Below are 23,784 nucleotides of genomic sequence, written 5' to 3' on the forward strand. Positions count from 1 at the left end.
GTGTCATGTCGAAAATTCAGTTTGATATTAAACAAAAAATTGCCGTTTTGTCGGAATCAGGGAAGGGATGGAGCAAGGAGCTTAATCTCATTAGCTGGAACGGCTATCCGGCGAAATTCGATATAAGGGATTGGGATGCAGCTCATGAGAAAATGGGAAAAGGGGTTACGTTGACGGAGGCAGAGCTTAAGGCGCTGTACCACGCTTTGCAGCGCTGGTTTGAGGGGGAAAATGAGAGGCAAGTTGTTTCGTGGCACGGTTTATTAGAGCGATGGACACAGCGTGCCCCCTTGTTTATTCAGCAGTTGAAAAATATTTTATTATATTTGCAAGAGCGCCAATACCCGCTGGAGAAACAAAGACAGCTGCTGTATGCCACCGTCTTTCCAGAGTTTGAAGAGGCGCTCCGTTATGAAATAGAAACTATTCGTAGCATACACGAAGTCGAGTATACCGAATTTGTCCAATTGCTTCGAACATTAAAACCGGAACAGGTGGAGCAGTTTTTTGTGACATTGAAACAGTAAGTATATTAAGCAATCGGGTTCAAACACTGTTTTCTGAATTCTTAACTAATGAGGTGTATATACGATGACACATGGAAAAATAGATGCCGATAAAAGAGTATTACAGAAAATTTTCTCTCCAGATTTTTGGTTTGTTATACCAGAATACCAACGTTCATATGTTTGGCAATCGGAAAATATACAGGATTTAATTGACGATTTGTATTACGCATTTATGAATAAACGCGATAGCGAGTATTTCCTTGGTTCACTTGTGTTAAAGCGAACCAAAAACAAAGACTTTGCGGAATATGAAGTGTTAGATGGGCAACAACGGTTAACGACATTTTTTTTAATGTTTGCTGTGTTAAGGGATTTATTAGAAGAGCGAGCGTTTAAAAATAACCTTCAACAAAAAATTTATCAAGAAGCTGATGAACTCGATATGGTACCTGAACGGCAACGTATTACTTATCAGATTAGGGATCAAGTAGAAGATTTTATAAAAAAATATGTCATTGCCCCGGATGGAACTACTTTCGTCGATGAATTAAAACAAGAAAGCGAAAAAGATAATGTGTCAATTTCCAATATGGCGAATGCGATACTCGTATTAAGAGAACAGCTAAAAGATAAAGAAGAATTAGGAGAGTTTGTTAAATTTATTTTTAATAAAGCGTTGGTTATTTACGTATCAACGGACAATACGGAAGATGCGTTTAGGATGTTTACAATATTAAATGATAGAGGTATCCCTTTAACGAGCGCAGATATTCTTAAATCAATGAACATTGGGCAATTGCATAATGAAAAAGAAATAAAAAAGTATGCAAAATATTGGGAAGAAATCGAGGGACGTTTTGGAGAGGGATTTGATCGTTTTCTAAACTTTGTCAGAACCATTATTGTAAAAGAGAAAGCGAGAACGAATTTATTGGAAGAATTTGAGGAAAAGATTTATAAAGCTGGGAAGCTGACGCAAGGAAAAGAAACGCTGGATTTTATTAAACAGTATGATGAAGTGTACGAAAATGTCATCGAATTAGCTGACAATGAGTTGAGTAACGCATTTAAAAATCTCATTACTATTATGAAGATAGGATTCCGTTCAGAGGACTGGATACCTCCTGTCATGTATTATTACGCTAAGTTTAAAACAAATAAGATAGATGAATTTTTACGGAAGTTGGAATTTAAGTTTGCTGGTGATTGGATTTCTGGGGTAAATTCAACTCCGAGATTAGAAGCGATGAATAATATTTTAAAAGCCATTGAACAAACGGATGCGTCTAATGTGAATGATTTAATAAATAATGATGACATTTTTTCAGTGGATGTGGAGGAGTTTAAGCGACAGATTAGCGGTAACGTGTACAAAAAGCAATATGCAAAGTATTTGTTGTTAAAGATGGAGTATTTATTTGGGGATAACACCGTTCATTTATCTGGTTATAAAAACATAAGCGTGGAGCATATTTTGCCGCAACATCCGGACAAAGATAGTCAATGGGTACAAGATTTCACAGAGGACGAGAGAGCGTATTGGACAGATAAAATTGCTAACCTTGTCCTCATTAGCAAGAGAAAAAATAGTTCGTTAAGCAACTTAGATTTTAAGCAGAAAAAGGAACGTTACTTAAAAGGACATATGGACGTTTTCAAAGGAAGCAAAGTATTTATTGACCAGAAAGATGAGTGGACACCAAAAGTTTTAGAAGAACGCCAGCGACAAATGATTGATTTATTGGCAAGACGCCCATGAACAATGAACCACCGGAGGATAATCAATGGCTGTATATCAATTTTACGCAATCATTCAAAAAGACGAAGAGGACGGTGGCTATATCGTCACGTTTCCGGATTTGGACAACTGCTTTACTTATGGAGAAACGTTGGTGGAGGCAGTAGAGATGGCAGAGGATGTATTGTTGACAGTGCTCGACTATATGGAAGAAATAGGGGAGGACATTCCTATTGCTTCTTCTGTCGAAAAGTTAAAGGGACTCTTGCCTAGCGGCGCCAGCCTTGTAAGTATTGAGATTGATACAGATACACTTACAAACGTGAGCTAGTTTCCGTGATTTTAGCGAGAAAGCTCCTGTCTTTAGGCATAGGAGTGAATCACATTTCATCTTCTTGAATCGGACGCACAGGGCGCAAGGCACCATCGAGTAGGGTCTTGCGGAACAAAGGCGGGTTCTGCACGTAGGTGTACGGAAAAACCTTTTGTACGCAAGAACCCCGCGACTTTAGTCGTTGGGAGATTCAGGGATTGGCTACCGTAGGCAACGGTACGAGCGACTAATAGATGAAGGGGCATTTTTATGAGAAGATTATCACAAATGACCATAGATGAATTATATGATCGTGAGGAACAACTTCTTGAAGAGCTAAATAGCGGTGAGGCAAAAGATTGGATTTATCATGAAATTGTAGGTGTGTATGAAGAAATATGCCGTCGCTTATCGAGATGTTCGATAGAAGAGAGAAAAGAACACGGGTTTGAATATGTGAAAAAACAGCTAGTCAAATATTTGATTCGTTACGGAACGTATTTGAAAACGCAGCTTATGAAAGATGATTATATGGCGAAAAAAGCTTTTCGAAATGCGTTGAGGTATGATAAAACGAATCCGGTTGCCCATTATCGTCTCGGATTTTTAGCGTATAAGGAGGAAGAGTACGCAACGGCACAGCGTTACTTTGAAAAAGCGCTTGAATATCAAAAGGGATATTCGAATCCGGAGTTTTGCTTAAATGAACGACAGCTATATTATGCTCATCTGTATTTGGCGAATAGCGCTTTGTTTATCGCAGAAAAAACGTATCAATCGCTTGAGAAATTTCCTGATTACATAAGCGATCAAGAGAAACCTGCGGAACTTTCATTTTTGCATGAATGGTTGCAGCGCAATGAAGCTATTTTAACGATGCAAGCATTTACGAAACGGACGTCGAGCGGAAAAGAGTATTGTTCAAAAGAACAATGTGAACAAGTGATGATGGATCCTCCTAAAAATACAGTCGTTCTTTATTTTTCCGATCATGAAAACGTTGTATCTTATCACTGTAGGAAAGTATGTTTGCCACGCGATCCTGCGGAGATGCTCTGTTATTTTTTAGTGAAGACAAATGAAACGCGTCCGGCAACGAAATATGATATGGAGGCATTTTTTCAATTGAGACAGGATGGGGACATTCCTACAAATACGTTCGTTCAAAAAATAAGGCGTCTTCGGGAAAGGCTGCGATATGTTCAAGTGCCTGCTCTGATCGACTCATGTCAGTTTCGAGGGGAAACCGCCTACTATTATAACGGCTCTGTCGATTATATCGTCATGTATCGCAGTGACTATACGTTTTTGTTTCGTGACGAATTGTGATGACATGTGTGTCATCGCTCTTTTTTTATACTAAGTTTGTAAATAATGAAAAGGAGCGATGATGAGATGAAAACATGGAATCAATTATTTACTCGCCAAGGTTTTGTGGTAGAGGAAAAAAGTCCAAATGAGTTTATTTGCACGAATGAGAGAAAAGAAAACGTTGAGTTTTTATTAGAAAGCTTGGATAAAGCGAATGTGAAGTATTTGTTTTTTGCTGATGTATTAACGATTGATAGCCCGCCGATTAGCGAAAAACAATGGCTCCAAGCAGTCGATTTTCCAAAGCGTGGAGTTTGGGAAGCAATCGGGGTAGAAGAACCAAAAGTATTTGAGTTAGATACGTATATGAGCGGTGTCATTCGTGAGTTGAATCGTCTTGGATTGCGTACAGTGTATTGTTGTGATGGTCATGGTCAACGTCGTCCTTATGTATCTTTCGGCGAGCAGACGAATATGGAAAAAGTGATGCAGTTGTTCCATGCATTGGAAGTCGATGTGAGTTTGCGGCCGTCTCGTTTTCCTAGGGTCGTGTTTTCCGTAAACAGAGAACGACTCCTTGATCTTGCTGAACAAATGTGGAAAGTACAAATCGATTGGTTAGAACAAGGGGAAGCCTATATCCGCAAAATGCTATTTCTCTATGAGCTTGAAGAATTGCTTAGCGTTTCAGGGGAGAGTGGGAACGAAGATGCTATTCGTGCAGTTGTATATGAAAAACTTGCGCCATATGTCGATCACATTACAATCGATCGATACGGCAACTTGCTTGCGCAAAAGACATGCAAAACAGGGAATGGACCAACGATTTTGTTAAATGCACATTTAGATACGGTAGAATCCTTCGTACTAGGAAGAACGATTGTGAAACAAGGGGCGATTTGGTCGAGCAGCGAAGGGATTTTAGGAGCGGATGATCGCGCTGGAGTGGCTGTGTTGCTTGAAATAGCGAAATGGCTTGACACCTCTTCATTTAACGGAACAATAAAATTTGTTTTTACCGTAGAAGAAGAGTGCGGACTTGTTGGTGCAAGAAAGCTTAGCGAATATTTTCTATGGGATGTAGATGCGGCGATTGTCGTCGATCGGCGAGGAACAGGGGATATCGTCACATCATGTGGTACCACTCAGCCATTTTGCGATATTCGCTACGGACAGTTTTTTGAACAAGTAGCTTACGATGCGGGATTAACTGGTTGGAAATGTACTGCTGGTGGAAGCAGCGATACGAGAATTTGGGCAGAACATGGCATTCAAAGTGTAAACTTATCTGCAGGATACGAGTGGGAACATACGAACGACGAAACATTAGATACGGATGCTTGTTACGGAACGGTGCAACTCATTCAAGCGGTGCTTAATCAATGGCGAGACTTTTCAAGAATGTTGCGAGATGTGCGTATGGCCAATCGAGAAGGTGTAACAGTGATGCGGATGTAAGGTGGAAAAAGGGACGTCATTTAGGCGTCCTTTTTTGGTGGTTGCATAAGAAAATGACCCCAAATAGCTCATGAAATGTTGTATAATGGAAAAAAGAAGGTGAGATACATGTACATAAACAACGCATTTTCGTTTATTGTGTTTAGCCTTTTATCTTTTCTGCTAGGGATTAGCGGTGTTTTTAGGTTAAGTGATTCAATGGACTCATTTGACCGAGTACTCGGATTCGTTCTTGTCGTATTAGGTTTTCTTAGTGCTTTTCTAGGCATAAAGACGTGGTGGGGAGATCGAAAGCTAAGAAAAAAGCGGAAAAGATGATAAATACACTATAATAAAAACATATGGAAAGGAGTGTATGTGTGTGGGTCATTCGTTGGAAGATTACAAAGAATCAATTGTTTTATCTTATCAATATGCGTTTCGCTTATTGCTTCATTTAAATAAAAAATGTGATTGCTGCTTCTAAGCAAATTCCGGCGGAAGATGAGTTAATGAAAGAAGTATATCGAGATTCAATCGTGAAGAAATATGAAATTCTCGAAGATCAACTTTGGAAGTTACTATCAAAAATTTTTAAAGCATCTGGGTTAGAATTACATAGTCCGAGAGCGTGTTATCTGCAAGCTTTCAAAGAAGGATGGATTGAACATATCGATATATGGAACGATATGTTAAGTTCGCGTAATGCAACGGCACATGTATATAATGAAGAAGATTATGAACAAATTAAGCAAAAAATTGTTGATGAATATGTCCAGCCAATCGAGGCGTTGTTGCAAAAAATAAAAGAAGAAGTGATTGATCGTGACAACATATGGAATTAACCAAACCGTATTTGAACGCTTAATGGCATATTTTCAAAGTGAAGAAGAGATCCGACGAGTTATTTTATTCGGCTCGCGTGCGAAAGGGATGGCACGCTATAACTCTGATATTGACCTATGCATTGATTATACAGGAAAGCAAAAGTGGAAAGTCATCGATGCGATTGATGAAATCGTCGGTATTTATTCGTTCGATGTGTTGTTTGCTGACTCGTTGAACAAAGAAATTGCACGGCAAATTAAGCGTGATGGGGTTGTGATTTATGAGAAATGAAAAGCAGGGGACAATCGTCCACCTGCTTTTTTGCTTACACCGTCACCGATGCTTTTGTTTTTTTTCGAAGGTCAAAGCGGTCAGCGTTCATCACTTTTACCCAAGCTTGAATAAAGTCGCGGACAAATTTTTCTTTGTTGTCGTCTTGGGCGTAAAATTCCGCGTACGAGCGGAGGATCGAGTTCGATCCAAACACTAAGTCGACACGCGTTGCTGTCCAGCGGACTGCCTTTGTTTTCCGATCGCGAACGTCATACAAGCCGTCTTCTTTCGGTACCCATTCATAGTTCATATCCACGAGGTTGACGAAGAAATCATTCGTTAGCACGCCGATACGATCTGTAAATACGCCGTGAGGAAGGTTGCGATACGTTGCCCCTAACACGCGCAACCCGCCAACTAATACAGTCATTTCTGGAGCGGTTAAGCCGAGCAATTGCGCTTTGTCGACAAGAAGCTCCTCTGGTGTGACGCTGTATGCTTTCTTTTGATAGTTGCGGAATCCGTCCGCAAACGGTTCTAATACCGCAAAGCTTTCGACATCCGTTTGTTCTTCGGTTGCGTCGCCTCGTCCAGGCATAAACGGTACGCGAACGTCAAACCCAGCATCGCGTGCGGCTTTTTCGACAGCGGCGCTACCGCCAAGTACGATTAAATCCGCGAGGCTCACTTTTTTCGGAAGCTCACGTTGAATATCTTCGTAAATAGCAAGCACTTTGGCAAGTCGTTCTGGTTCGTTTACTTCCCAATCTTTTTGCGGTGCGAGTCGAATGCGCGCCCCGTTTGCGCCGCCGCGTTTATCAGAGTTGCGGAACGTGCTAGCGGACGCCCAAGCGGTTTTCACAAGCTCGCTTACTGTGAGTCCTGATTGTAAAATGCGTGTTTTAATGTCTTCGATTTCTGCATCCGTTAATTCCACATTTCCTTCTGGGATCGGGTCTTGCCAAATGAAATCTTCTTTTGGCACTTCTGGACCAAGGTATCTCGTTTTTGGCCCCATGTCGCGATGAATAAGTTTAAACCACGCACGAGCAAATGCATCCGCAAATTCCTCTGGATGTTCATAGAAACGGCGGGCGATTTTTTCATATTCTGGGTCAAAGCGTAACGCTAAATCGGTCGTCAACATCATCGGTGGTACTTTTTTGTTCCCATCTTCGACATCTGGTGCGAGATGTTCCTCTTTTAAGTTCACTGCTTCCCATTGATACGCACCAGCTGGACTTTTCGTTAGCTTCCATTCATATTCAAAAAGCAACTGTAAATAGCTGTTATCCCATTGTGTAGGTGTTGGTGTCCAAGCGCCTTCAAGACCGCTTGTAATCGTATCGCGCCCTTTTCCTTTTCCATATGAACTGATCCAACCTAATCCTTGCGCTTCAATCGGAGCAGCTTCTGGATCTGGACCGACGTGTGACGCATCGCCAGCTCCGTGCGCTTTACCGAACGTATGACCACCTGCGATGAGCGCGACCGTTTCTTCGTCGTTCATGCCCATTCGTTTAAACGTCTCACGAATGTCACGTGCGGCTGCAAGCGGATCTGGATTGCCGTCAGGACCTTCTGGGTTGACATAAATGAGTCCCATTTGCACAGCGGCGAGCGGATTTTCTAATTCGCGGTCGCCCGTATATCGTTCTGAGGCGAGCCATTCTTTCTCAGCACCCCAATAAATGTCTTCTTCTGGATGCCATACATCTTCACGGCCAGCGCCAAAACCGATCGTTTTTCCACCCATCGACTCAATCGCCACGTTACCAGCTAATACGATTAAGTCCGCCCACGAAATTTTATTACCGTACTTCTGTTTAATCGGCCATAACAAGCGACGTGCTTTATCTAAATTCGCGTTGTCTGGCCAACTGTTTAACGGGGCGAAACGTTGTGTACCGGTTGAAGCGCCACCTCGTCCGTCGCCAATGCGATATGTTCCTGCAGAATGCCAAGCCATGCGAATAAATAGCGGTCCGTAATGCCCATAGTCGGCAGGCCACCAATCTTGGCTTGTCGTCATAAGCTTGCGCAAATCTTCTTTTAACGCCCAATAGTCAAGTGTTTGAAACTCCTCGGCATAATCGAACGTTTCATCATGAGGGTTCGTTTTTCGATCATGTTGATGAAGAATGTTTAAGTTTAGTTGATTTGGCCACCAATCTTTGTTCGTTGTTTTGTTCGAAGTATGATTTGTCACACTACCATGAAATGGACATTTGGATACGTGTTCGTTTTTGTTTTCCATTCTTTTATTCCCCTTTCGTGCATATAAATCAATAAAGTCTAGTTGCTTACTCAACGATAGTGATAACGATTAGTACATTAGAATTATACTAAATTAATATTTAATAGTAAAGTATAAAAAATGTTTTTATTTAAAAATTATAAAAATCCCCCATTTCATTCTGTTCGCAGAATAAAATGGGGGATTTATACGTTTACATCTGTTTTTTCGTTCATCGTTTCACTCCAATCTTTAACTTTGGATCATATGTTGAACTTGTTCTGTTGTTAAGTTGCGAATAAATTCGATCAAATCGATCGCTTCGATGCCAAACTCATGGCATTTTTCGACGTATCGTTGATAAGCTTTTGTGTACATATCCATAAACAAAAACCCCTTTCACACGTTTCTTTTGTTAATTACATTGTAATATAACAGATTTAAAAAATCAATAACTGTTATATAATTATTTTAACGAATGGTTTTGATATTTTGTATGTACGTGTAGTAGAAATCGAACGTTTGTAGTACAATGAAGTAGGTCATGAAAAGGAATTATACATATTTCACCAATCAAGAAAGGATGGACACGAATGCATATTATTGAATTAATGAAAGCGATCATTTTAGGGCTAGTCGAAGGGGTGACAGAGTTTGCGCCTGTTTCATCGACGGGGCATATGATTATTGTTGACGATATGTGGCTAAAGTCAAGCGAGTTTTTGGGGAAATATGGGGCGAATACGTTTAAAGTTGTCATTCAGCTCGGTTCCGTCTTAGCTGCCGTTGTTGTGTTTAAAGATAAGTTTTTTGAGTTGCTTTATTTGCGTAAACGTGAAAGAAAAACAGGACCGCATTTAACGCTCATGCACATTTTCATTGGACTTGTGCCTGCTGGGGTGTTAGGAGTTTTATTCGAAGACTATATTGATGAACATTTATTTTCCACAAAAACGGTGCTCATCGGACTTGTGCTTGGGGCGTTTTTAATGATCGCAGCAGATCGTTTCGGAAAACGAACGGTCGCACAAACAGTAGATGATATTACATATAAGCAAGCGTTTATTGTCGGTCTTGTTCAATGTTTATCGCTTTGGCCAGGATTTTCTCGTTCAGGATCGACCATTTCAGGCGGGGTACTTGTCGGCATGAGCCATCGTGCAGCAGCCGATTTTACATTTATTATGGCGGTGCCAATTATGGCTGGAGCGAGCGGCATTTCGTTGTTGAAAAACTGGGAGTACATCACGATTGATGCTTTACCATTTTTTGTTGTTGGTTTTATTAGTGCATTTATTTTCGCCTTGCTAGCTATTCGCTTTTTCTTGCGTTTAATTAACCGCGTTCGTCTCGTTCCGTTTGCGATTTATCGCATCGTACTTGCAGCGGTCATTTATATCGTTTATTTTTCATAAGTGAAAGGCTCCTTTCGTGGGAGCCTTTTATACGTTTAACTGTTTGATTATTTTTGCTGGGTTGCCCCCGACGACAACGTGATCAGGAACGTCTTTTGTGACAACAGCCCCAGAAGCGATGACAACGTTATTTCCGATTTTGACGCCTGGATTAATGATTGCCCCGCCACCAATCCACACATGATCGCCGATCGTCACGGACTTTCCGTATTCTAAACCGGATGCTCTTTCGATTGGATCGATCGGATGCGTTGCCGTATAAATATGAACGCCGGGACCAATGAGACAGTTGTCCCCGATACGAATTTCACATACATCTAAAAAGACGCAATTAAAATTGGCAAAAAAGTTTTCCCCGACGTGAATGTTATATCCGTAATCGCAATAGAAAGGGGGTTCAATGTATACGTTTTGACCTGTCGAACCAAACAGTTCTTTCAATAAAGAAACACGTCGTTCATGCTCCGTTTCTAACGTTTCATTCAATAGTCTTGTTAATTTACGGGCATGTTCACGTTCTTTCACTAACTCTGGATCGGTAGCCCGATACAATTGACCGCTTACCATTTTTTCTTTTTCTGATTTCATTTTTTTCAGCTCCTTTATTTTCCTTATTCCATTTTAGCATAGGGATGTTTAAAAAATCGTCAAAAACATGCGCGTGTATCACTAAAAAATAAGCCTATAATGAATGTGAAAAATAACACAAGAAGCTGGTGATGGAATATGCATAAACATGCGCATGAGGTAGATTATAATGAAAATCCGTTTATCGTCATTTGGGAAGTGACGAGAGCGTGTCAGTTAAAATGTGTACATTGTCGTGCGGACGCCCAGCCTCTCCCTGATCCGCGTGAACTAACATATGAAGAAGGTCTTCGATTGATTGATGAGATATATGAGATGAACAATCCAATGCTTGTATTTACGGGCGGAGACTGTATGATGCGTGAAGATTTGTTTAATCTTGCTGAGTATGCGATAAAAAAAGGAATGCGTGTTTCGATTACACCGAGTGCAACGCCGAATGTGACGAAAGAAAAAATGAAAAAAGCAAAAGAGATTGGATTGACGCGCTGGGCATTTAGCTTAGATGGGCCGACGGCTGACATCCATGATCGATTTCGCGGTACACCAGGATCATTTGATTTAACGATTGAAAACATCCGCTATTTAAACGAACTGCATATGCCGTTGCAAGTGAATACCGTCATTTCGCGCTATAACTACAATCATTTGGAACAAATGGCGAAATTAGTTGGCGATTTAAACGCAGTGATGTGGTACATTTTTTTACTCGTTCCAACAGGTCGTGGACAAATGAATGACTGCATTACTCCAGCCGAACATGAAGAAGTGTTTCGTTGGTTATATGAATTAAGTAAAACAGCACCATATGATATTAAAACGACAGCAGCGCAACATTATCGTCGCGTTGTGATTCAACAAAAAATGCGAGAAAAACAAATTGAAGCGGGTGATATTCGTTATGAACATGCGATGACGACTGACCGTGCTTCAATCATTGACGGCTTAAAACGAGCGCCAAAAGGCGTGAATGATGGTAATGGCTTCGTTTTCGTTTCCCACACAGGAGATGTCATGCCAAGTGGCTTACTTCCGATCGTATGCGGCAACGTACGTGAACAACCTTTAGCGCGCATTTATCGTGAATCGGAAGTGATGAAACAATTACGCCAACCAGATTTATATAAAGGAAAATGTGGCATTTGTGAATTTCGCTACGTTTGTGGCGGATCGCGTGCTCGCGCCTATGCAGTCACTGGCGATTATATGGAAAGTGAGCCGTTTTGCGTATATGTTCCTTTAGGCATGAGAAAAGAAAAAAACCGAACGGTGTTCGCTTAACGCGAGCGCTGTTCGGTTTTTTTGTTTTGACTTTTTTTTCGAAACAGATGGAGGGATGTATCAAGTATCCATAGGACGATCAGAAAAAACAAAACGCCTAGTTCGACGGGCTCCATCACTTTAAATGGATTAAAAATATCAATAAACGCTTGGTACATGCTCATCCCTAACAATACATTCATACTGATGGCTAGACCACCTAACAACATAGGGATAAGAACAGAAATGACGACAAGCTTCATTTGTTCCTCCATGAATATCTTTTTTAGACTAGCGTGCAACTTTTTGACGTGTTTTATTCCTTTTTGCATAACATATGCATTTATTGCTTATTCTAACCATAAGCGATAGTGAATGGAGAGAGGCGAATGTGGTTGCGGTTAAGAAATCAGAACAAACAGCAAGCATATCAATATGATAAAGTAGCGCAAGAAGGAATATATGGGACGATTGAGCGAGATTTACACGCAAATATAGAAAAGGTACGTAATATAACGGGAAATAGTGCAGATATTGTCATTCGTCATTTTTTGCTCGGGAAAGAAGATAACCTTTTATCAGCTCTCTGTTTTGTTAGCGGAATGGTTGATGAAAATATGGTTCAACAATTGTTCATTGAAGCAAGTGTACAACTGTCTTTTCCTTCAATGTGTTGTGATCAATTAGACTATATTGAGAAAAAGATCGCTACAGCCAATACAACGAGACGTGTTAAACAATGGAATGACGTATTTTCCTTGCTCATGTCTGGGGAAAGCATTTTATTTATTCACGGTATGCAAGAGGCAATTAGTATAGCGGTAAAAGGTGGAGAGTACCGTGCCATTACAGAACCGAGCACACAATTATCTATCCGTGGACCACGCGAAGGGTTTACAGAATCACTAGCAACAAATGTAGCCATGGTGCGCCGACGCATTCAACATCCACATGTATGGGTAGAAGCCATTACAGTTGGTGAAGTGACACACACAAACGTACGTATAATGTATATCAAAGGAATTGCGGATGACAGCATTGTCGAAGAAGTACGTAACAGACTGCAACGTATTTGTATGGATGGTGTACTAGAATCTGGATATATTGAACAACTTATTGAAGATGAAACGTTTACGACGTTTCCAACCATTTATCATACAGAACGGCCGGATAGTGTTGCAGCAAACTTATTAGAAGGACGTGTTGCTATTTTTGTAGAAGGGACGCCTTTTGTTCTTATTGCACCAGCGGTGTTTATTCAATTTTTTCAAGCGGTTGAAGATTATTATGCACGTTTTGATATTGCAACAGCACTTCGTTTTTTACGCATACTCGTATTTTTCATCTCACTTGTTGCGCCGTCTCTGTATATTGCAGCGACGACATTTCATCAAGAAATGATTCCGACTTCTCTCGTTATTGCGATTGCCGCACAACGTGAATCTGTTCCGTTCCCTGCGTTTGTAGAGGCCGTTATCATGGAAGTAACGTTTGAAATTTTACGCGAGGCGGGAGTGCGGTTGCCCCGAACTGTGGGACAAGCTGTATCGATTGTCGGTGCACTAGTCATTGGACAAGCAGCGGTGGAAGCGGGATTTGTTTCTTCCGTCATGGTTATTGTTGTATCGATTACAGCAATTGCTAGTTTTGCTACACCATCATTTGCCATTGCAGTTTCCGCGCGTCTCATTCGCTTTTTGTTAATGGTGCTAGCTGCATTGTTTGGTTTTTATGGTATTTTAATTGGATTAATTTGGATGACTATTCATTTATGTAGTCTTCGTTCATTTGGTGTACCGTATATGACACCGCTCGCTCCGCTTATTCCAACGAATTTACGTGATACGTTCGTACGTTTTCCTTTATGGGCATTAACTGATCGACCACATGGGATTGCAGAAGAAACAAATATCGTTCGTCAAGGGGACGAACAACGTCCGAAGCCTAATCAGGAAATGAGGAGAGAAGGGGATGAAAATTAAACGATATCCTTTTCTTATTTTTACGTTGTTCATATGTACGCTACTTTTCGGATGTTGGAGTAAAAAGGAGTTAAGGGATTTAGCATTAATTATTGCAGTTGGTATAGATAAAAAGGATGGAAAGTATATATCGACGTTTCAAGTCGTCAATCCCGGGAACGTAGCAGGGGCGACGCAAAGAGGTGGGGGAAGTACAGGGCTCCCTGTAGCTTTATATACCTCAACAGGCGATACGTTAGTGGAGGCGAGTCGGAAAGCGTCGAAGCAAATATCTCGCATTCCATACTACGCTCATACGAATCTTGTTGTGGTTGGGGAAGAACTTGCGAAGGAAGGAATTCAGCAAATTTTTGATGTTGTTGAGCGTAATCCGCAATTTCGCCCAACAGCAAATATTGTGATTGCTCGTAGGCAAACAGCAAAGCAATTGTTATCTGTGCTCACACCAGTCGATAAAATCCCAGCAAATCAAATGATTAAAACGTTAGAATTAACAGAAATGATGTGGGGAGAAAATGTTGGCACTCGTTTACGAGAAGTAATTGAAAGTTTTTCGCTTGCTGGAAAGGAAGTCATAATGAGCAGCTTTCATGTAGACGGAAATCGAAAGCATAGCGACGATCAAGAAAATGTTCGTACGATGGAGCCTACTGCACGTCTTCGAGCGAGTGAATTAGCCATTTTTAAAAGAGGAAAGCTTGTCGGATGGATTGGAAAAGAAGAAGCGCGAGGAGTATTATGGATTCTCGATAAAATCAAACAGACAGCCGTTACAGTTGATTGGAAAGGAGAAAAAGAAGCATTGTCTTATAAAGTAGTGCGGGCAAAAACAAAAGTGACAGCACAATTAAGAAATGGGAAGCCTATCATATTTGTTACAGTTGAAACAGAAGGGGATATTGGTGAAACATTTGTTGCGATTGACTTTACCGATCCGAAACAAATCGTTGCACTCGAAAAAGTGATGCAACAAGAGATTAAAGCAGAAATTGAAAAAGCGGTACATGTTGCTCAAAAGAAAAAAAGCGATATTTTCGGATTCGGAGAAGTTGTTCATCGTACATATCCAAAAGAATGGAAGAAGATGAAAAAAACGTGGGATGATAAATATTTCCCGAAATTAGATATTCAAGTAAAGGTGGAATCATTTATTCGAAGAACAGGATTGCGAACTCGTTCATATATTCAGTGAAAAGGCGGTGAGAAAGTGGAGCGAGCGCGTATAAGTGCGCGACAGCTATTTATGCTCGCGATTTTGTTTGAACATGGTAGCGCGATGGTTATTCCACTTGGGGTGGATGCGAAACAAGATGTTTGGCTTGCCATTTTATGCGGCATGGTTTTCGGTGGCGGATTGTTGTTTGTCTACTATCGCCTTTTCACGTACTATCCGAATCTCCCTTTTACATCGTATAGTCAGCGCATTGTGGGTTCCTTCTTTGGAAAAGTACTTGCGCTCATATATGTGCTTTATTTTTTATATATTTCTGCTCGTGTATTGCGTGATTTTGGAGAGCTGTTATTAACGTTTGCATATCCTGAGACACCCTTGTTTATTTTAAATGCGGTCATGATGTTGACTGTGATGTATGCTGTATATAAAGGGATTGAAGTGATCGCACGAGCGAGTCAATTATTTTTCTTTTCCCTTTACTGGATACTTATGTTAGGTTTCGTGCTGATTATTATTGCAGGAGAGATAGATGTTCGCCGCTTACAACCAATATTAGAGGAAGGCTGGTCACACATTTTTCATGTTGTATTTACGCAAACATTATATGTTCCGTTTGGAGAACTTGTTGTTTTTACAATGATTTTTCCTTATTTACAAAGGGAAGAAAAAGTGTGGAAGGCAGGGTTTCTTGCATTATTGTTAAGTGGCATAAATTTAGCAATGATTATGGGGATGAATGTAGCTGTATTAGGCGCAGATATTGTTTCACGTTCAACTTTTCCACTACTAAATACGATTCAAGAAATTCGCGTGGCAAATTTTTTAGAACGGTTAGATGTACTATTTATGATTGCATTAATTGTCGGCGGATTTTTCAAAGTCGGTGTCTTTTTTTACGCGGGAGTTATCGGCGTGGCCGACTTATTTGCGCTTAAAGAATATCAACGTCTTGTTTATCCGCTAGGCATTTCAGTCTTGTTTTTGTCTCTTGCCATTGCAAGCAATTTTGCTGAACATATTAAAGAAGGGCTTCGAATCGTTACAATTTATATGCACGTTCCTCTTCAAATGATCATTCCTATCTTCCTACTTTTGATCGCAATGGTTAAGCATCAAAAAAAAGAAAGAAAGGGGCGATGAATTGCCCCTTTAAAAATCAAAATTATCCGGATCTGGACCGATGCGGCGATTTTCGTTTAGCGCATCAATCGCATCCATCTCTTCTTTCGTTAATGCAAAGTCGAAAATGTTTGCGTTTTGCGCAATTCGTTCAGGTGTGACAGACTTTGGAATAGTGACGACTTCATGTTGCAAGTCCCAACGCAAAATGACTTGGGCTGGAGTTTTATTATATTTTTGCGCAATGTTGACAACCGTTGGTTCGTTTAGCAGTTCACCGCCACGCATGAGTGGCGACCACGCCTCAAGTTGAATGTCGTGTTGTCTACAAAAGGAAAGAAGCGGTTTTTGCGTTAAACGTGGATGAAACTCGACTTGATTAACCATCGGTTTAATCTCACAATCGGCAAGGATGTCTTCTAAATGATGAATTTGGAAGTTGCTAACACCGATCGCGCGAACAAAACCGTCTTTATACAACTTTTCAAGCGCCTTGTACGTTTCTTTATATTTTCCTTTGACAGGCCAATGTACTAAGTATAAATCAACATAATCGAAGCCGAGCTTTTTTAAACTTGTGTCAAACGCTTTTAATGTCGCTTCATATCCTTGGTCGCTGTTCCATACTTTTGTTGTAACAAAAATTTGATCGCGTGGAATGCCTGATTCGCGAATCGCTTGACCGACACCTTCTTCGTTTTGGTAAAATGCAGCGGTATCAATGTGACGATAGCCAACTTCAAGCGCTGTGCGAACAGCTCGGTTTACTTCGTCTCCTTCTTGCACTTTATAGACGCCTAACCCAAGCCAAGGCATACGCACTCCATTATGTAACGTGGCACCATCTTGTAAACTTTTCATCACTCTGCCCCTTTCCAATATTTGTCCCTTTTATTATCAGATGGATTGCCTAAAAAAGCAAAACATATGCTCATATGGAAGGAGCTACAAGTTCAAATCGCGATAGTTTGGATGGTGTTTTAACAGCTCCGAGACAGTGACGAACGTATATCCTTTTTCCTTTAAAATCGCCAAAATCTCTTTTAAAGCTTGAACGGTTTGTTTGCGACTACCGCTTCCATGGTCGTGAAATAAAATAATTTGTCCAGGCTGAATATGGCTAATGACACGGCGCACGATGCGGTTTGTTCCAGGGTTTTGCCAGTCATACGTGTCTTGATGTTTTGACCACATCACGACGGTATATCCTTGTTGTTTAGCAATATCAATGATACGTTTATTATAGTAACCGAGCGGGGGACGAAACAATGTCGGTCGTTTTCCTGTTATGTTATATATCACATCTTCGCTTTTTTTTATTTCCTCTTCAATCATTTGCTTTGATTTGCCTCGAAAATCGAGATGTTTATACGTATGATTGGCAATTTCATGTCCTTCGTCCATTTGGCGTTTAATAATGTCAGGGTATTTTTCCGCTCGAAATCCAACGACGAAAAAAGTCGCTTTCGCGTCATACTGCTTTAAAATGTTTAAAATGTCAGGCGTATATAACATATCCGGTCCATCATCAAATGTAATCGCGACCATTTTTTCATCGGTCGGAACGTTCCAAACAATATCGTCATTCATTCGCTGAACAGGCGTTGTCGTCATAACGAATAAAGACAAAAATAAGAAAAAAGCATTCATTTTTCATCCCCACTTTTTTTATATATCATGTGAAAAAAGTCGTTTCGTCATTCTCTTTTCTATGCAAAACATAGTAAAATAAAGATAATCGATATGTGGGAAGGGATATAGATGAAAAAAATTGTTGGCATCATCGCATTTTTATTCGTCCTTGCTGTGGGAGGAGTATATTTGTTTGCGCAAGAAAGACAGCTCATGCGCGCCACATGGCTTTGGAATCCGTGGCTGCTTGTGAAAAATGAAGAACGCATCTTTTCATTTTTAGAAAAGAAGCAAATAAGCGATGTATACGTGCAAATCGACGAAGAAATCCCGATTGATACGTATCGTCAATTTGTTCGGCATGCAACCGAAAAAGGGATTCGTGTTTATGTACTAGATGGGGCACCGCGTTGGATTGAAACGAACGAAGGAATTGAACGTTTATTCCGATGGATTGACCAATATGAAAGCGCTGCCGAACAAAATGAAAAGTTTAGCGGTGTACACTTAGACGTTGAACCGTACTTGCATGAACGTTGGCGTACGAACCGAGAAGAAGCGATCGTTTCGTATCAAACACTTTTACAACGTGCACGGCAACTCGCAAGTGAACGATCGCTACGTTTTGAAGTCGACATCCCGTTTTGGTTTGATGAAGTACAATACGTAAACGGCAACTTAGCGGAATGGGTGATTTCACATACAGACGGTGTGGCGATCATGGCGTATCGCGATGAAGCAAAGGCAATCATTAACATTGTAAAAAAAGAAATGAACCTTGCGAAAAAGTACAACAAATCGATTGTCATCGGTGTTGAAACCGGACAAGTCGATGAAGGAGATAACGTTTCGTTTTTTGAAGAAAGCGAAACGTATATGAATGAACAATTAGCGATCGTTCAGCAACATTATGTTCGTACAAAAAGTTTTTCTGGCATTGCGGTGCATCATTTAGAACAATGGATGAATAGGAATGAAAAAACAGGCAAAGGTGGGATGGATGAGTGAGCGTGAAGAAAAACGACTATATACGTTTGCCGAGTTTTTTGAGCTTTTCGGAGAACGACGAATGGAGTTGTACGAAGGCACTCCTGTGCTCATGCCCCCGGCTTCGTACGAATATGGAGGGGGGAAGGTGTAATTGGAGAAATGACGTTCCACTTTATTTCCAAATATAAAGTTCTCGACGCATCATATTTTTTCATTTCTTGATATATAAACAAAAGAGGAAGGGGCAAATTTATGTCGAAACATACGAAGCACATTCATGAAGCAGAAAGACGAGTACAACGAGCAAAAGAAAAAATGAACCGCACATATCGGCTAGCATATCATATTATGGCTCCGGTAAACTGGATGAATGATCCAAACGGGTTGATTCAATGGAATGGGGAGTACCACGTATTTTATCAGTTCCATCCCGACAGTCCAACGTGGGGGTCGATGCATTGGGGGCATGTGAAAAGTAAAGACCTTGTACATTGGGAACGTGTACCGATTGCGCTTGCGCCGAGTGAATGGTACGACGAAGGCGGCTGTTTTTCGGGAAGTGCAGTCAATGACAATGGCGTGCTCACGCTCATTTACACCGGAAATGTCTGGTTAAATGAGGAACAAACGGAGTTGAAGCAATATCAATGCATTGCGACAAGCAAAGACGGCATTCACTTTGAAAAAGACGAAGCGAACCCTGTTTTAGCTGAGCCTCCGTTTAATTGCCAAGGCCATATTCGCGACCCGAAAGTGTGGAAACGCGGCGATAATTGGTATATGGTGCTTGGGACAAGAGAGGGGAATAACGGAAAAGTTGTTTTATATAAATCGAACGATTTACGCCATTGGAAATATGTAAATATCATGGCTGAAAGCGATGGTAGCTTAGGTTATATGTGGGAGTGTCCAGATGTCTTTCATTTGAACGGCAAGGATATTTTGTTATTTTCACCGCAAGGGATTGAACCAGACGGGGATCGTTTTCAAAACCTTCATCAAACAGGCTACGTCGTTGGTACGCTTAATGATGAAACGGGAAAACTTGTGCACGGAGCGTTTGAAGAGCTCGATAAAGGGTTTGATTTTTACGCGGCGCAAACGTTTGAAGATGAAAAAGGTCGGCGTATTTTGTTCGGCTGGATGGATATGTGGGAGTCACCAATGCCGACGCAAGCGCACGGTTGGGCAGGAGCGTTGACAATTCCGCGTCTTTTGGAATTAGCGGATGATGAGAAGCTATTGATGAAGCCGGTGCCGGAATTGCAATTATTGCGCCAAGAGCACGTGAGACTGGAATCGATTTCAGTAAACGACGGAACGCACACACTTCCAGTTCAAGGTGATCGACTAGAATTGCTCGTTCGTTTTTCATTAGCCGATTTTCGTGGGAATGCATTTGGTGTAAAGGTGCGCTGTGCGGAAGACGGAAGCGAAGAAACGATTTTTCGCTATGACGTAAAAGACGCTTTCGTTACATTTGACCGAAACCGATCCGGAAAAGGAGAGGGCGGCATTCGCCGTGCCGTATTGGATAAACAAAAAGACGTTGTCACGTTCCATGTCTTTATTGACCGTTCTTCTGTTGAGTTATTCGTCAATGACGGTCGGCTTGTGATGACAGGGAGAATATATCCATCTGAAACGAGCCAAGGGATTGAATTGTTTGCAGAAGGCGGAAAATTGACCGTGCTTTCTGTTGAGGCGTGGACGTTGAAAGATATTTGGGGTGAGCTAGTGTAAAGAGGCGGGACAAAAACCGTCTCTTTTTGTTATAAACGGTTATCGTGTCCATATAAAAGGAATAATATAAATGATAAAGAAAAGAGTTGGAGGATAGCGATGGGGCGACTTATTGGTTATGTTATAGTGTATGTCGGGATGGTGTTTGTGAATGTGATGGCTGAGTGGCTTCCGTTAAATGGTCAGACAACAGGAGACATATCGCGTAAAGTTAACGTGTTGTTTACACCTGCAGGGTACGTATTTTCGATTTGGGGATTTATTTATGTGCTATTAGCAATTTGGATTTTTAGACAAATTCCCACTTCTCGTCGCCATTTACCTATGTACAGCCAAGCGTTTATTCCTTTTGTCGCTAGCTGTATGTTTAATGCGTTATGGATTGTCGTATGGCATTATGAATATTTTCTTTTCTCTGTTATTGTAATGGTCTCTCTTCTTTTAACCCTTATTTCGTTATATATGGCTATTAAACGTACGAATCCAACAAGTCTTGATTTGATCTCATTTTCTGTATATCTCAGTTGGATTAGCGTTGCGACAATTGCAAACATTTCCTTTGTTTTAAAATACAACGGTTGGAACGGATTCGGATTGTCTGATGCATTCTGGGCGATTGCGATGTTACTTATTGCAACAACTTTAGCTCTTCTTTTTATGCGCCTACAACGAGATTACGTATATCCGCTTGTGTTCGTTTGGGCGTTTGTTGGAATCGGGGTGAAAAATCAAGGAACCGCGTCGCTTGTCGCATACGTTTCATTTTTGTTGGCAGGAGTCATATTAATTAGCACAGCATCTTTATACAAAGAAAAAACATAATCGCTCACGACATACGTGGGCGATTTATACATATTTGCTGATCGCTTTGTTGAACTGTTTTTGCATATCTTTATCATGCAACAGTTTTTTGTAGTTTGTTGTTGAAAGTAAATATGTAGAAATGCTCGGATCTTTTAACAAACGCTTTACAGTGTTTTTGTCGAACGGTTTTTGTGCTTCAATAACTCTTGTTTTTTGGAGGTATTTTAATTTTCTTTTTGCTACGAGGTAATCAAACTGACCTAACAATAAAAAATTTAACAATCCTCCTACAAACTCAAAACATATCGTGACTAGTGTTTCCATTTCCTCCTCCGTCCCTTTGTTATTTTTGATATATGATGCCCTCTAATGTTTTTGCATCATTTTTGCTTAACGTACCTATGTTTTCATCTGGATCACTACTTATTATCGTTGCCCCAACGTCTGCATGTTCGAACCATATTTTGTACTGGATCGTTTTTTCAGGCATATGTTGTTTCACTTGTCTGAACATAATGATCTTCGCATCTTCTTGTCTAACCATTTTCACTTCTATATATCGATTCCATTCAATTTTTGCAAATACGCGCTGTAATGACTGTAATGTTTTTAGGTCTGTTATTTCTTTTTCAGATGATGTTTTTCCGTCGGTATAAATAATTACGTTCGCTTTTGTTATGACATCGTCCTCTTTCTGAATTAAGTAAAAGAGGAATATTCCAACGATAATCAAGAGAATCATCCACAAATTCTTATACATTTGATTTCCTCCATCTTCCTAATTGGATAATATTTTATCATGATCGACTAGTTTTTTGAACAAAGAAAATGTGAGAAGAAGCTTATAGAAGCAGAAGGAATGGGAATTTTGGAAAATAAAGAAATTGATGTTTGGTCTAAAAACGTTTTGGATAAATACGAAAATTGTCGATACAAACATCAGAGCGATCATGCTAGTTCACTATCACAACTCCACCAAGCGCATGTCGTCTCTCCACATTTTCTCCATATTTTTTCTGCTATAATAAAGAAAAACGCGTGTAAGGAAGGAATCTTCGTGCGAAAACTTTCATTTAAATTAGGGCTATTGTTTTTTGTTTTTGTGCTAGGAATTGAAACGGTGTTATTTGCGTCGCTATATGTGACGCTTGTGAACGCGAGAATTCATGAGGAATTTGAGCAGTTGTTGGCAAGAGGGAACAATCATCGGGATGTATTGGAAAAAAGCTATCATCTTTCCACGTTAGAACATGTCGTGATGATGGAGTCGGAAGCGGAAACAGATGTCGTCATTACAGATGCGAAAGGGAATATTTTATATTTTTCTGATCATATTTTGCCGTTTGCAAAAAAACTCATCCCGTCTGTCGATGTTCGCCACATTTCTCATAGCGGAATGGTGGTGCAAAACAACTGGAAAAGACAACCGTATATCGCTACCGCCAGCCCGATTCGGATGGACGGCAAGACAAAAGGATATGTATATATGTTTCAGCGGACGGCTTCCATTCAAAATATGATTTCTAAATTAAAACATCATTTTCTTGTTGTTGGGATTGTTTCTGTCTTTTTGACGATTATGACGATTTTTTTCTTATCAAGAGTCATTACGATTCCGCTCATTCGGATGAAACAAGCGACCGAGAAACTAAGCAAAGGAGATTTTTCTGTTCGCCTGCAAGTAAAAGGGGAAGACGAGTTAGCGCAACTCGGAAAAGCGATTCAAACCCTTGCGACTGATTTGGAACATTTGAAAAAAGAACGAAACGAATTTTTAGCGAGCATTTCACATGAGTTGCGTACTCCGCTTACATATGTGAAAGGATATGCGGACATTGCGCGTAGACCGAATATTGCGGAGGAAGAACGAGCGAACTATTTGTCCATTATTTATGAAGAAGCTGAGCATATGCAAAAGTTAGTGAAAGATTTGTTTGAGCTTGCGAAAATGGACCGACATTCGTTTCACATCGAGAAAGAGCCAACCCCGTTGTGCCTTTTTTTGAAAAAAATATACGAGAAAATGGCTCCTGCGTTTCAGGCGAAACAAATGGGGCTGATTTATCGTTGCGAGGAAAACGTTACCGTCCATATCGACCGACAGCGATTTGAACAAGTGATGATCAACCTTTTAGACAATGCGTTAAAATATTCTCATGAAGGCTCTACCGTTTCGATGAATGTCAAACGAGAGAAAAAGAACGTAATCATCACGATTTCTGACGAAGGAATAGGGATCCCTGAAGCAGATTTGCCGCATATTTTTGAACGGCTTTACCGAGTCGATAAATCAAGATCGCGAATAGGCGGAGGGACGGGGCTTGGATTGGCGATTGTAAAAGAAATTGTCGAAGCGCACGGCGGTTCGATTTCCGCCACAAGCCAATTCGGAAGAGGAACAACTATGCTTATTACATTGCCGAGGGGGTGAT

At 40.6% G+C, this 23,784-nt stretch carries 24 protein-coding genes and 1 pseudogene; 17 read left to right on the forward strand and 8 right to left on the reverse strand.

Translation table 11 applies throughout. The features are described from left to right. Positions 1-5 precede the first annotated feature (5 nt). The 7 genes and pseudogenes from HNR43_RS14145 to HNR43_RS06055 form a co-directional block, all read left to right on the forward strand. Positions 6-212, forward strand: a pseudogene (locus tag HNR43_RS14145) (YdbC family protein); the annotation flags it as partial. A gap of 379 nt (positions 213-591) precedes the next feature. Continuing rightward, positions 592-2,268: a DUF262 domain-containing protein gene (locus tag HNR43_RS06030; RefSeq protein WP_183242161.1), complete on the forward strand. Its 1,677-nt coding sequence runs from the start codon at positions 592-594 to the stop codon at positions 2,266-2,268. A gap of 25 nt (positions 2,269-2,293) precedes the next feature. After that, positions 2,294-2,578: a type II toxin-antitoxin system HicB family antitoxin gene (locus tag HNR43_RS06035; protein ID WP_183242163.1), complete on the forward strand. Its 285-nt coding sequence runs from the start codon at positions 2,294-2,296 to the stop codon at positions 2,576-2,578. A gap of 252 nt (positions 2,579-2,830) precedes the next feature. Then, positions 2,831-3,889 (forward strand): tetratricopeptide repeat protein, encoded by a 1,059-nt coding sequence (locus HNR43_RS06040; RefSeq protein WP_183242165.1) that lies wholly within the window; start codon positions 2,831-2,833, stop codon positions 3,887-3,889. A 66-nt stretch (positions 3,890-3,955) separates the two neighbouring features. Continuing rightward, positions 3,956-5,329 (forward strand): M20/M25/M40 family metallo-hydrolase, encoded by a 1,374-nt coding sequence (locus HNR43_RS06045; protein WP_183242167.1) that lies wholly within the window; start codon positions 3,956-3,958, stop codon positions 5,327-5,329. A gap of 491 nt (positions 5,330-5,820) precedes the next feature. Then, positions 5,821-6,153: an HI0074 family nucleotidyltransferase substrate-binding subunit gene (locus HNR43_RS06050; protein ID WP_246346262.1), complete on the forward strand. Its 333-nt coding sequence runs from the start codon at positions 5,821-5,823 to the stop codon at positions 6,151-6,153. After that, positions 6,134-6,427, forward strand: coding sequence for a nucleotidyltransferase domain-containing protein (locus HNR43_RS06055; protein WP_183242169.1), 294 nt, complete (start codon positions 6,134-6,136; stop codon positions 6,425-6,427). Before HNR43_RS06050 ends, HNR43_RS06055 begins: the two co-directional genes overlap by 20 nt. A gap of 34 nt (positions 6,428-6,461) precedes the next feature. Here HNR43_RS06055 and katG read toward each other — a convergent pair whose 3' ends face one another. Both katG and HNR43_RS14275 read right to left on the reverse strand, forming a co-directional pair. Next, entirely contained in the window at positions 6,462-8,666 is a 2,205-nt protein-coding gene (gene katG, locus HNR43_RS06060) for a catalase/peroxidase HPI (RefSeq protein ID WP_183242171.1), read from the reverse strand. A 231-nt stretch (positions 8,667-8,897) separates the two neighbouring features. Continuing rightward, positions 8,898-9,029, reverse strand: a complete 132-nt coding sequence (locus tag HNR43_RS14275) for a hypothetical protein (RefSeq protein WP_281380358.1) — start codon at positions 9,027-9,029, stop codon at positions 8,898-8,900. A 209-nt stretch (positions 9,030-9,238) separates the two neighbouring features. On the opposite strand from HNR43_RS14275, the gene HNR43_RS06065 reads away from it, so the two are divergent. Then, on the forward strand, positions 9,239-10,060 hold the full coding sequence (locus HNR43_RS06065; protein WP_183242173.1) for an undecaprenyl-diphosphate phosphatase: 822 nt from the start codon (positions 9,239-9,241) through the stop codon (positions 10,058-10,060). 27 nt (positions 10,061-10,087) lie between these two features. Here HNR43_RS06065 and HNR43_RS06070 read toward each other — a convergent pair whose 3' ends face one another. Continuing rightward, positions 10,088-10,648 carry a sugar O-acetyltransferase gene (locus HNR43_RS06070; RefSeq protein ID WP_183242175.1) on the reverse strand — a complete coding sequence of 187 codons (561 nt, stop codon included), beginning with the start codon at positions 10,646-10,648 and terminating at the stop codon, positions 10,088-10,090. A 138-nt stretch (positions 10,649-10,786) separates the two neighbouring features. Here HNR43_RS06070 and HNR43_RS06075 point away from each other — a divergent pair, with 138 nt between their 5' ends. Further along, on the forward strand, positions 10,787-11,929 hold the full coding sequence (locus HNR43_RS06075; protein WP_183242177.1) for a TIGR04053 family radical SAM/SPASM domain-containing protein: 1,143 nt from the start codon (positions 10,787-10,789) through the stop codon (positions 11,927-11,929). Here HNR43_RS06075 and HNR43_RS06080 read toward each other — a convergent pair. Further along, on the reverse strand, positions 11,926-12,171 hold the full coding sequence (locus HNR43_RS06080) for a YczF family membrane protein (protein ID WP_183242179.1): 246 nt from the start codon (positions 12,169-12,171) through the stop codon (positions 11,926-11,928). The two genes, HNR43_RS06075 and HNR43_RS06080, sit on opposite strands and share 4 nt — an antisense overlap. Before the next feature lie 126 nt (positions 12,172-12,297). Between HNR43_RS06080 and HNR43_RS06085 the strand changes: the two genes are divergently transcribed. From HNR43_RS06085 to HNR43_RS06095, 3 genes are read left to right on the forward strand one after another with little or no spacing between them, the layout of a single operon-like run. After that, positions 12,298-13,890, forward strand: a complete 1,593-nt coding sequence (locus HNR43_RS06085) for a spore germination protein (RefSeq protein WP_183242181.1) — start codon at positions 12,298-12,300, stop codon at positions 13,888-13,890. Further along, positions 13,886-15,082, forward strand: coding sequence for a Ger(x)C family spore germination protein (locus HNR43_RS06090; protein WP_425486526.1), 1,197 nt, complete (start codon positions 13,886-13,888; stop codon positions 15,080-15,082). Before HNR43_RS06085 ends, HNR43_RS06090 begins: the two co-directional genes overlap by 5 nt. A gap of 15 nt (positions 15,083-15,097) precedes the next feature. Further along, the gene (locus HNR43_RS06095; RefSeq protein WP_183242185.1) at positions 15,098-16,204 is read left to right on the forward strand and encodes a GerAB/ArcD/ProY family transporter; all 1,107 of its coding nucleotides are present in this window, start codon (positions 15,098-15,100) and stop codon (positions 16,202-16,204) included. Positions 16,205-16,213: 9 nt separating this feature from the next. Here HNR43_RS06095 and HNR43_RS06100 read toward each other — a convergent pair whose 3' ends face one another. Further along, the gene (locus HNR43_RS06100) at positions 16,214-17,044 is read right to left on the reverse strand and encodes an aldo/keto reductase (RefSeq protein ID WP_183242187.1); all 831 of its coding nucleotides are present in this window, start codon (positions 17,042-17,044) and stop codon (positions 16,214-16,216) included. 84 nt (positions 17,045-17,128) lie between these two features. Beyond that, a complete protein-coding gene (locus HNR43_RS06105; protein ID WP_183242189.1) occupies positions 17,129-17,833 on the reverse strand; it encodes a polysaccharide deacetylase family protein in 705 nt (234 codons plus the stop codon). Positions 17,834-17,944: 111 nt separating this feature from the next. Between HNR43_RS06105 and HNR43_RS06110 the strand changes: the two genes are divergently transcribed. The 4 genes from HNR43_RS06110 to HNR43_RS06125 all read left to right on the forward strand — a co-directional run bounded on the left by HNR43_RS06110 (position 17,945) and on the right by HNR43_RS06125 (position 21,370). Next, positions 17,945-18,823 (forward strand): amidase, encoded by an 879-nt coding sequence (locus tag HNR43_RS06110; protein WP_183242191.1) that lies wholly within the window; start codon positions 17,945-17,947, stop codon positions 18,821-18,823. After that, positions 18,816-18,956 (forward strand): hypothetical protein, encoded by a 141-nt coding sequence (locus HNR43_RS06115; protein ID WP_246346263.1) that lies wholly within the window; start codon positions 18,816-18,818, stop codon positions 18,954-18,956. Before HNR43_RS06110 ends, HNR43_RS06115 begins: the two co-directional genes overlap by 8 nt. Positions 18,957-19,057: 101 nt before the next feature. Then, entirely contained in the window at positions 19,058-20,548 is a 1,491-nt protein-coding gene (locus HNR43_RS06120; RefSeq protein WP_183242193.1) for a glycoside hydrolase family 32 protein, read from the forward strand. Between the two features lie 99 nt (positions 20,549-20,647). Beyond that, positions 20,648-21,370, forward strand: coding sequence for a TspO/MBR family protein (locus tag HNR43_RS06125; RefSeq protein ID WP_183242195.1), 723 nt, complete (start codon positions 20,648-20,650; stop codon positions 21,368-21,370). Positions 21,371-21,394: 24 nt separating this feature from the next. Here the strand turns inward: HNR43_RS06125 and HNR43_RS06130 are convergent, their stop codons facing one another. Both HNR43_RS06130 and HNR43_RS06135 read right to left on the reverse strand, forming a co-directional pair. Then, positions 21,395-21,676, reverse strand: a complete 282-nt coding sequence (locus tag HNR43_RS06130; protein WP_183242197.1) for a hypothetical protein — start codon at positions 21,674-21,676, stop codon at positions 21,395-21,397. 19 nt (positions 21,677-21,695) lie between these two features. Further along, entirely contained in the window at positions 21,696-22,112 is a 417-nt protein-coding gene (locus tag HNR43_RS06135; protein ID WP_183242199.1) for a hypothetical protein, read from the reverse strand. A gap of 297 nt (positions 22,113-22,409) precedes the next feature. Between HNR43_RS06135 and HNR43_RS06140 the strand changes: the two genes are divergently transcribed. Continuing rightward, positions 22,410-23,783 carry an ATP-binding protein gene (locus tag HNR43_RS06140; RefSeq protein WP_183242201.1) on the forward strand — a complete coding sequence of 458 codons (1,374 nt, stop codon included), beginning with the start codon at positions 22,410-22,412 and terminating at the stop codon, positions 23,781-23,783. Position 23,784: the final 1 nt, after the last annotated feature.

Origin of the sequence: Anoxybacillus mongoliensis, assembly GCF_014201515.1 — a bacterium.
GTDB classification, from domain to species: Bacteria; Bacillota; Bacilli; order Bacillales; family Anoxybacillaceae; genus Anoxybacillus; species Anoxybacillus mongoliensis.

Excerpts from the sequence above, each read along its gene's own strand:
- HNR43_RS14275 (WP_281380358.1), bottom strand. The coding sequence starts at position 9,029 with ATGGATATGTACACAAAAGCTTATCAACGATACGTCGAAAAATGCCAT.
- HNR43_RS06065 (WP_183242173.1), top strand. The coding sequence starts at position 9,239 with ATGCATATTATTGAATTAATGAAAGCGATCATTTTAGGGCTAGTCGAA.
- HNR43_RS06030 (WP_183242161.1), top strand. The coding sequence starts at position 592 with ATGACACATGGAAAAATAGATGCCGATAAAAGAGTATTACAGAAAATT.
- HNR43_RS06080 (WP_183242179.1), bottom strand. The coding sequence starts at position 12,171 with ATGAAGCTTGTCGTCATTTCTGTTCTTATCCCTATGTTGTTAGGTGGT.
- HNR43_RS06035 (WP_183242163.1), top strand. The coding sequence starts at position 2,294 with ATGGCTGTATATCAATTTTACGCAATCATTCAAAAAGACGAAGAGGAC.
- HNR43_RS06105 (WP_183242189.1), bottom strand. The coding sequence starts at position 17,833 with ATGAATGCTTTTTTCTTATTTTTGTCTTTATTCGTTATGACGACAACG.
- HNR43_RS06040 (WP_183242165.1), top strand. The coding sequence starts at position 2,831 with ATGAGAAGATTATCACAAATGACCATAGATGAATTATATGATCGTGAG.
- HNR43_RS06100 (WP_183242187.1), bottom strand. The coding sequence starts at position 17,044 with ATGAAAAGTTTACAAGATGGTGCCACGTTACATAATGGAGTGCGTATG.
- HNR43_RS06120 (WP_183242193.1), top strand. The coding sequence starts at position 19,058 with ATGTCGAAACATACGAAGCACATTCATGAAGCAGAAAGACGAGTACAA.
- katG (WP_183242171.1), bottom strand. The coding sequence starts at position 8,666 with ATGGAAAACAAAAACGAACACGTATCCAAATGTCCATTTCATGGTAGT.
- HNR43_RS06135 (WP_183242199.1), bottom strand. The coding sequence starts at position 22,112 with ATGTATAAGAATTTGTGGATGATTCTCTTGATTATCGTTGGAATATTC.
- HNR43_RS06115 (WP_246346263.1), top strand. The coding sequence starts at position 18,816 with ATGAGTGAGCGTGAAGAAAAACGACTATATACGTTTGCCGAGTTTTTT.
- HNR43_RS06110 (WP_183242191.1), top strand. The coding sequence starts at position 17,945 with ATGAAAAAAATTGTTGGCATCATCGCATTTTTATTCGTCCTTGCTGTG.
- HNR43_RS06130 (WP_183242197.1), bottom strand. The coding sequence starts at position 21,676 with ATGGAAACACTAGTCACGATATGTTTTGAGTTTGTAGGAGGATTGTTA.
- HNR43_RS06125 (WP_183242195.1), top strand. The coding sequence starts at position 20,648 with ATGGGGCGACTTATTGGTTATGTTATAGTGTATGTCGGGATGGTGTTT.
- HNR43_RS06050 (WP_246346262.1), top strand. The coding sequence starts at position 5,821 with ATGAAAGAAGTATATCGAGATTCAATCGTGAAGAAATATGAAATTCTC.
- HNR43_RS06045 (WP_183242167.1), top strand. The coding sequence starts at position 3,956 with ATGAAAACATGGAATCAATTATTTACTCGCCAAGGTTTTGTGGTAGAG.
- HNR43_RS06070 (WP_183242175.1), bottom strand. The coding sequence starts at position 10,648 with ATGAAATCAGAAAAAGAAAAAATGGTAAGCGGTCAATTGTATCGGGCT.
- HNR43_RS06085 (WP_183242181.1), top strand. The coding sequence starts at position 12,298 with ATGTGGTTGCGGTTAAGAAATCAGAACAAACAGCAAGCATATCAATAT.
- HNR43_RS06075 (WP_183242177.1), top strand. The coding sequence starts at position 10,787 with ATGCATAAACATGCGCATGAGGTAGATTATAATGAAAATCCGTTTATC.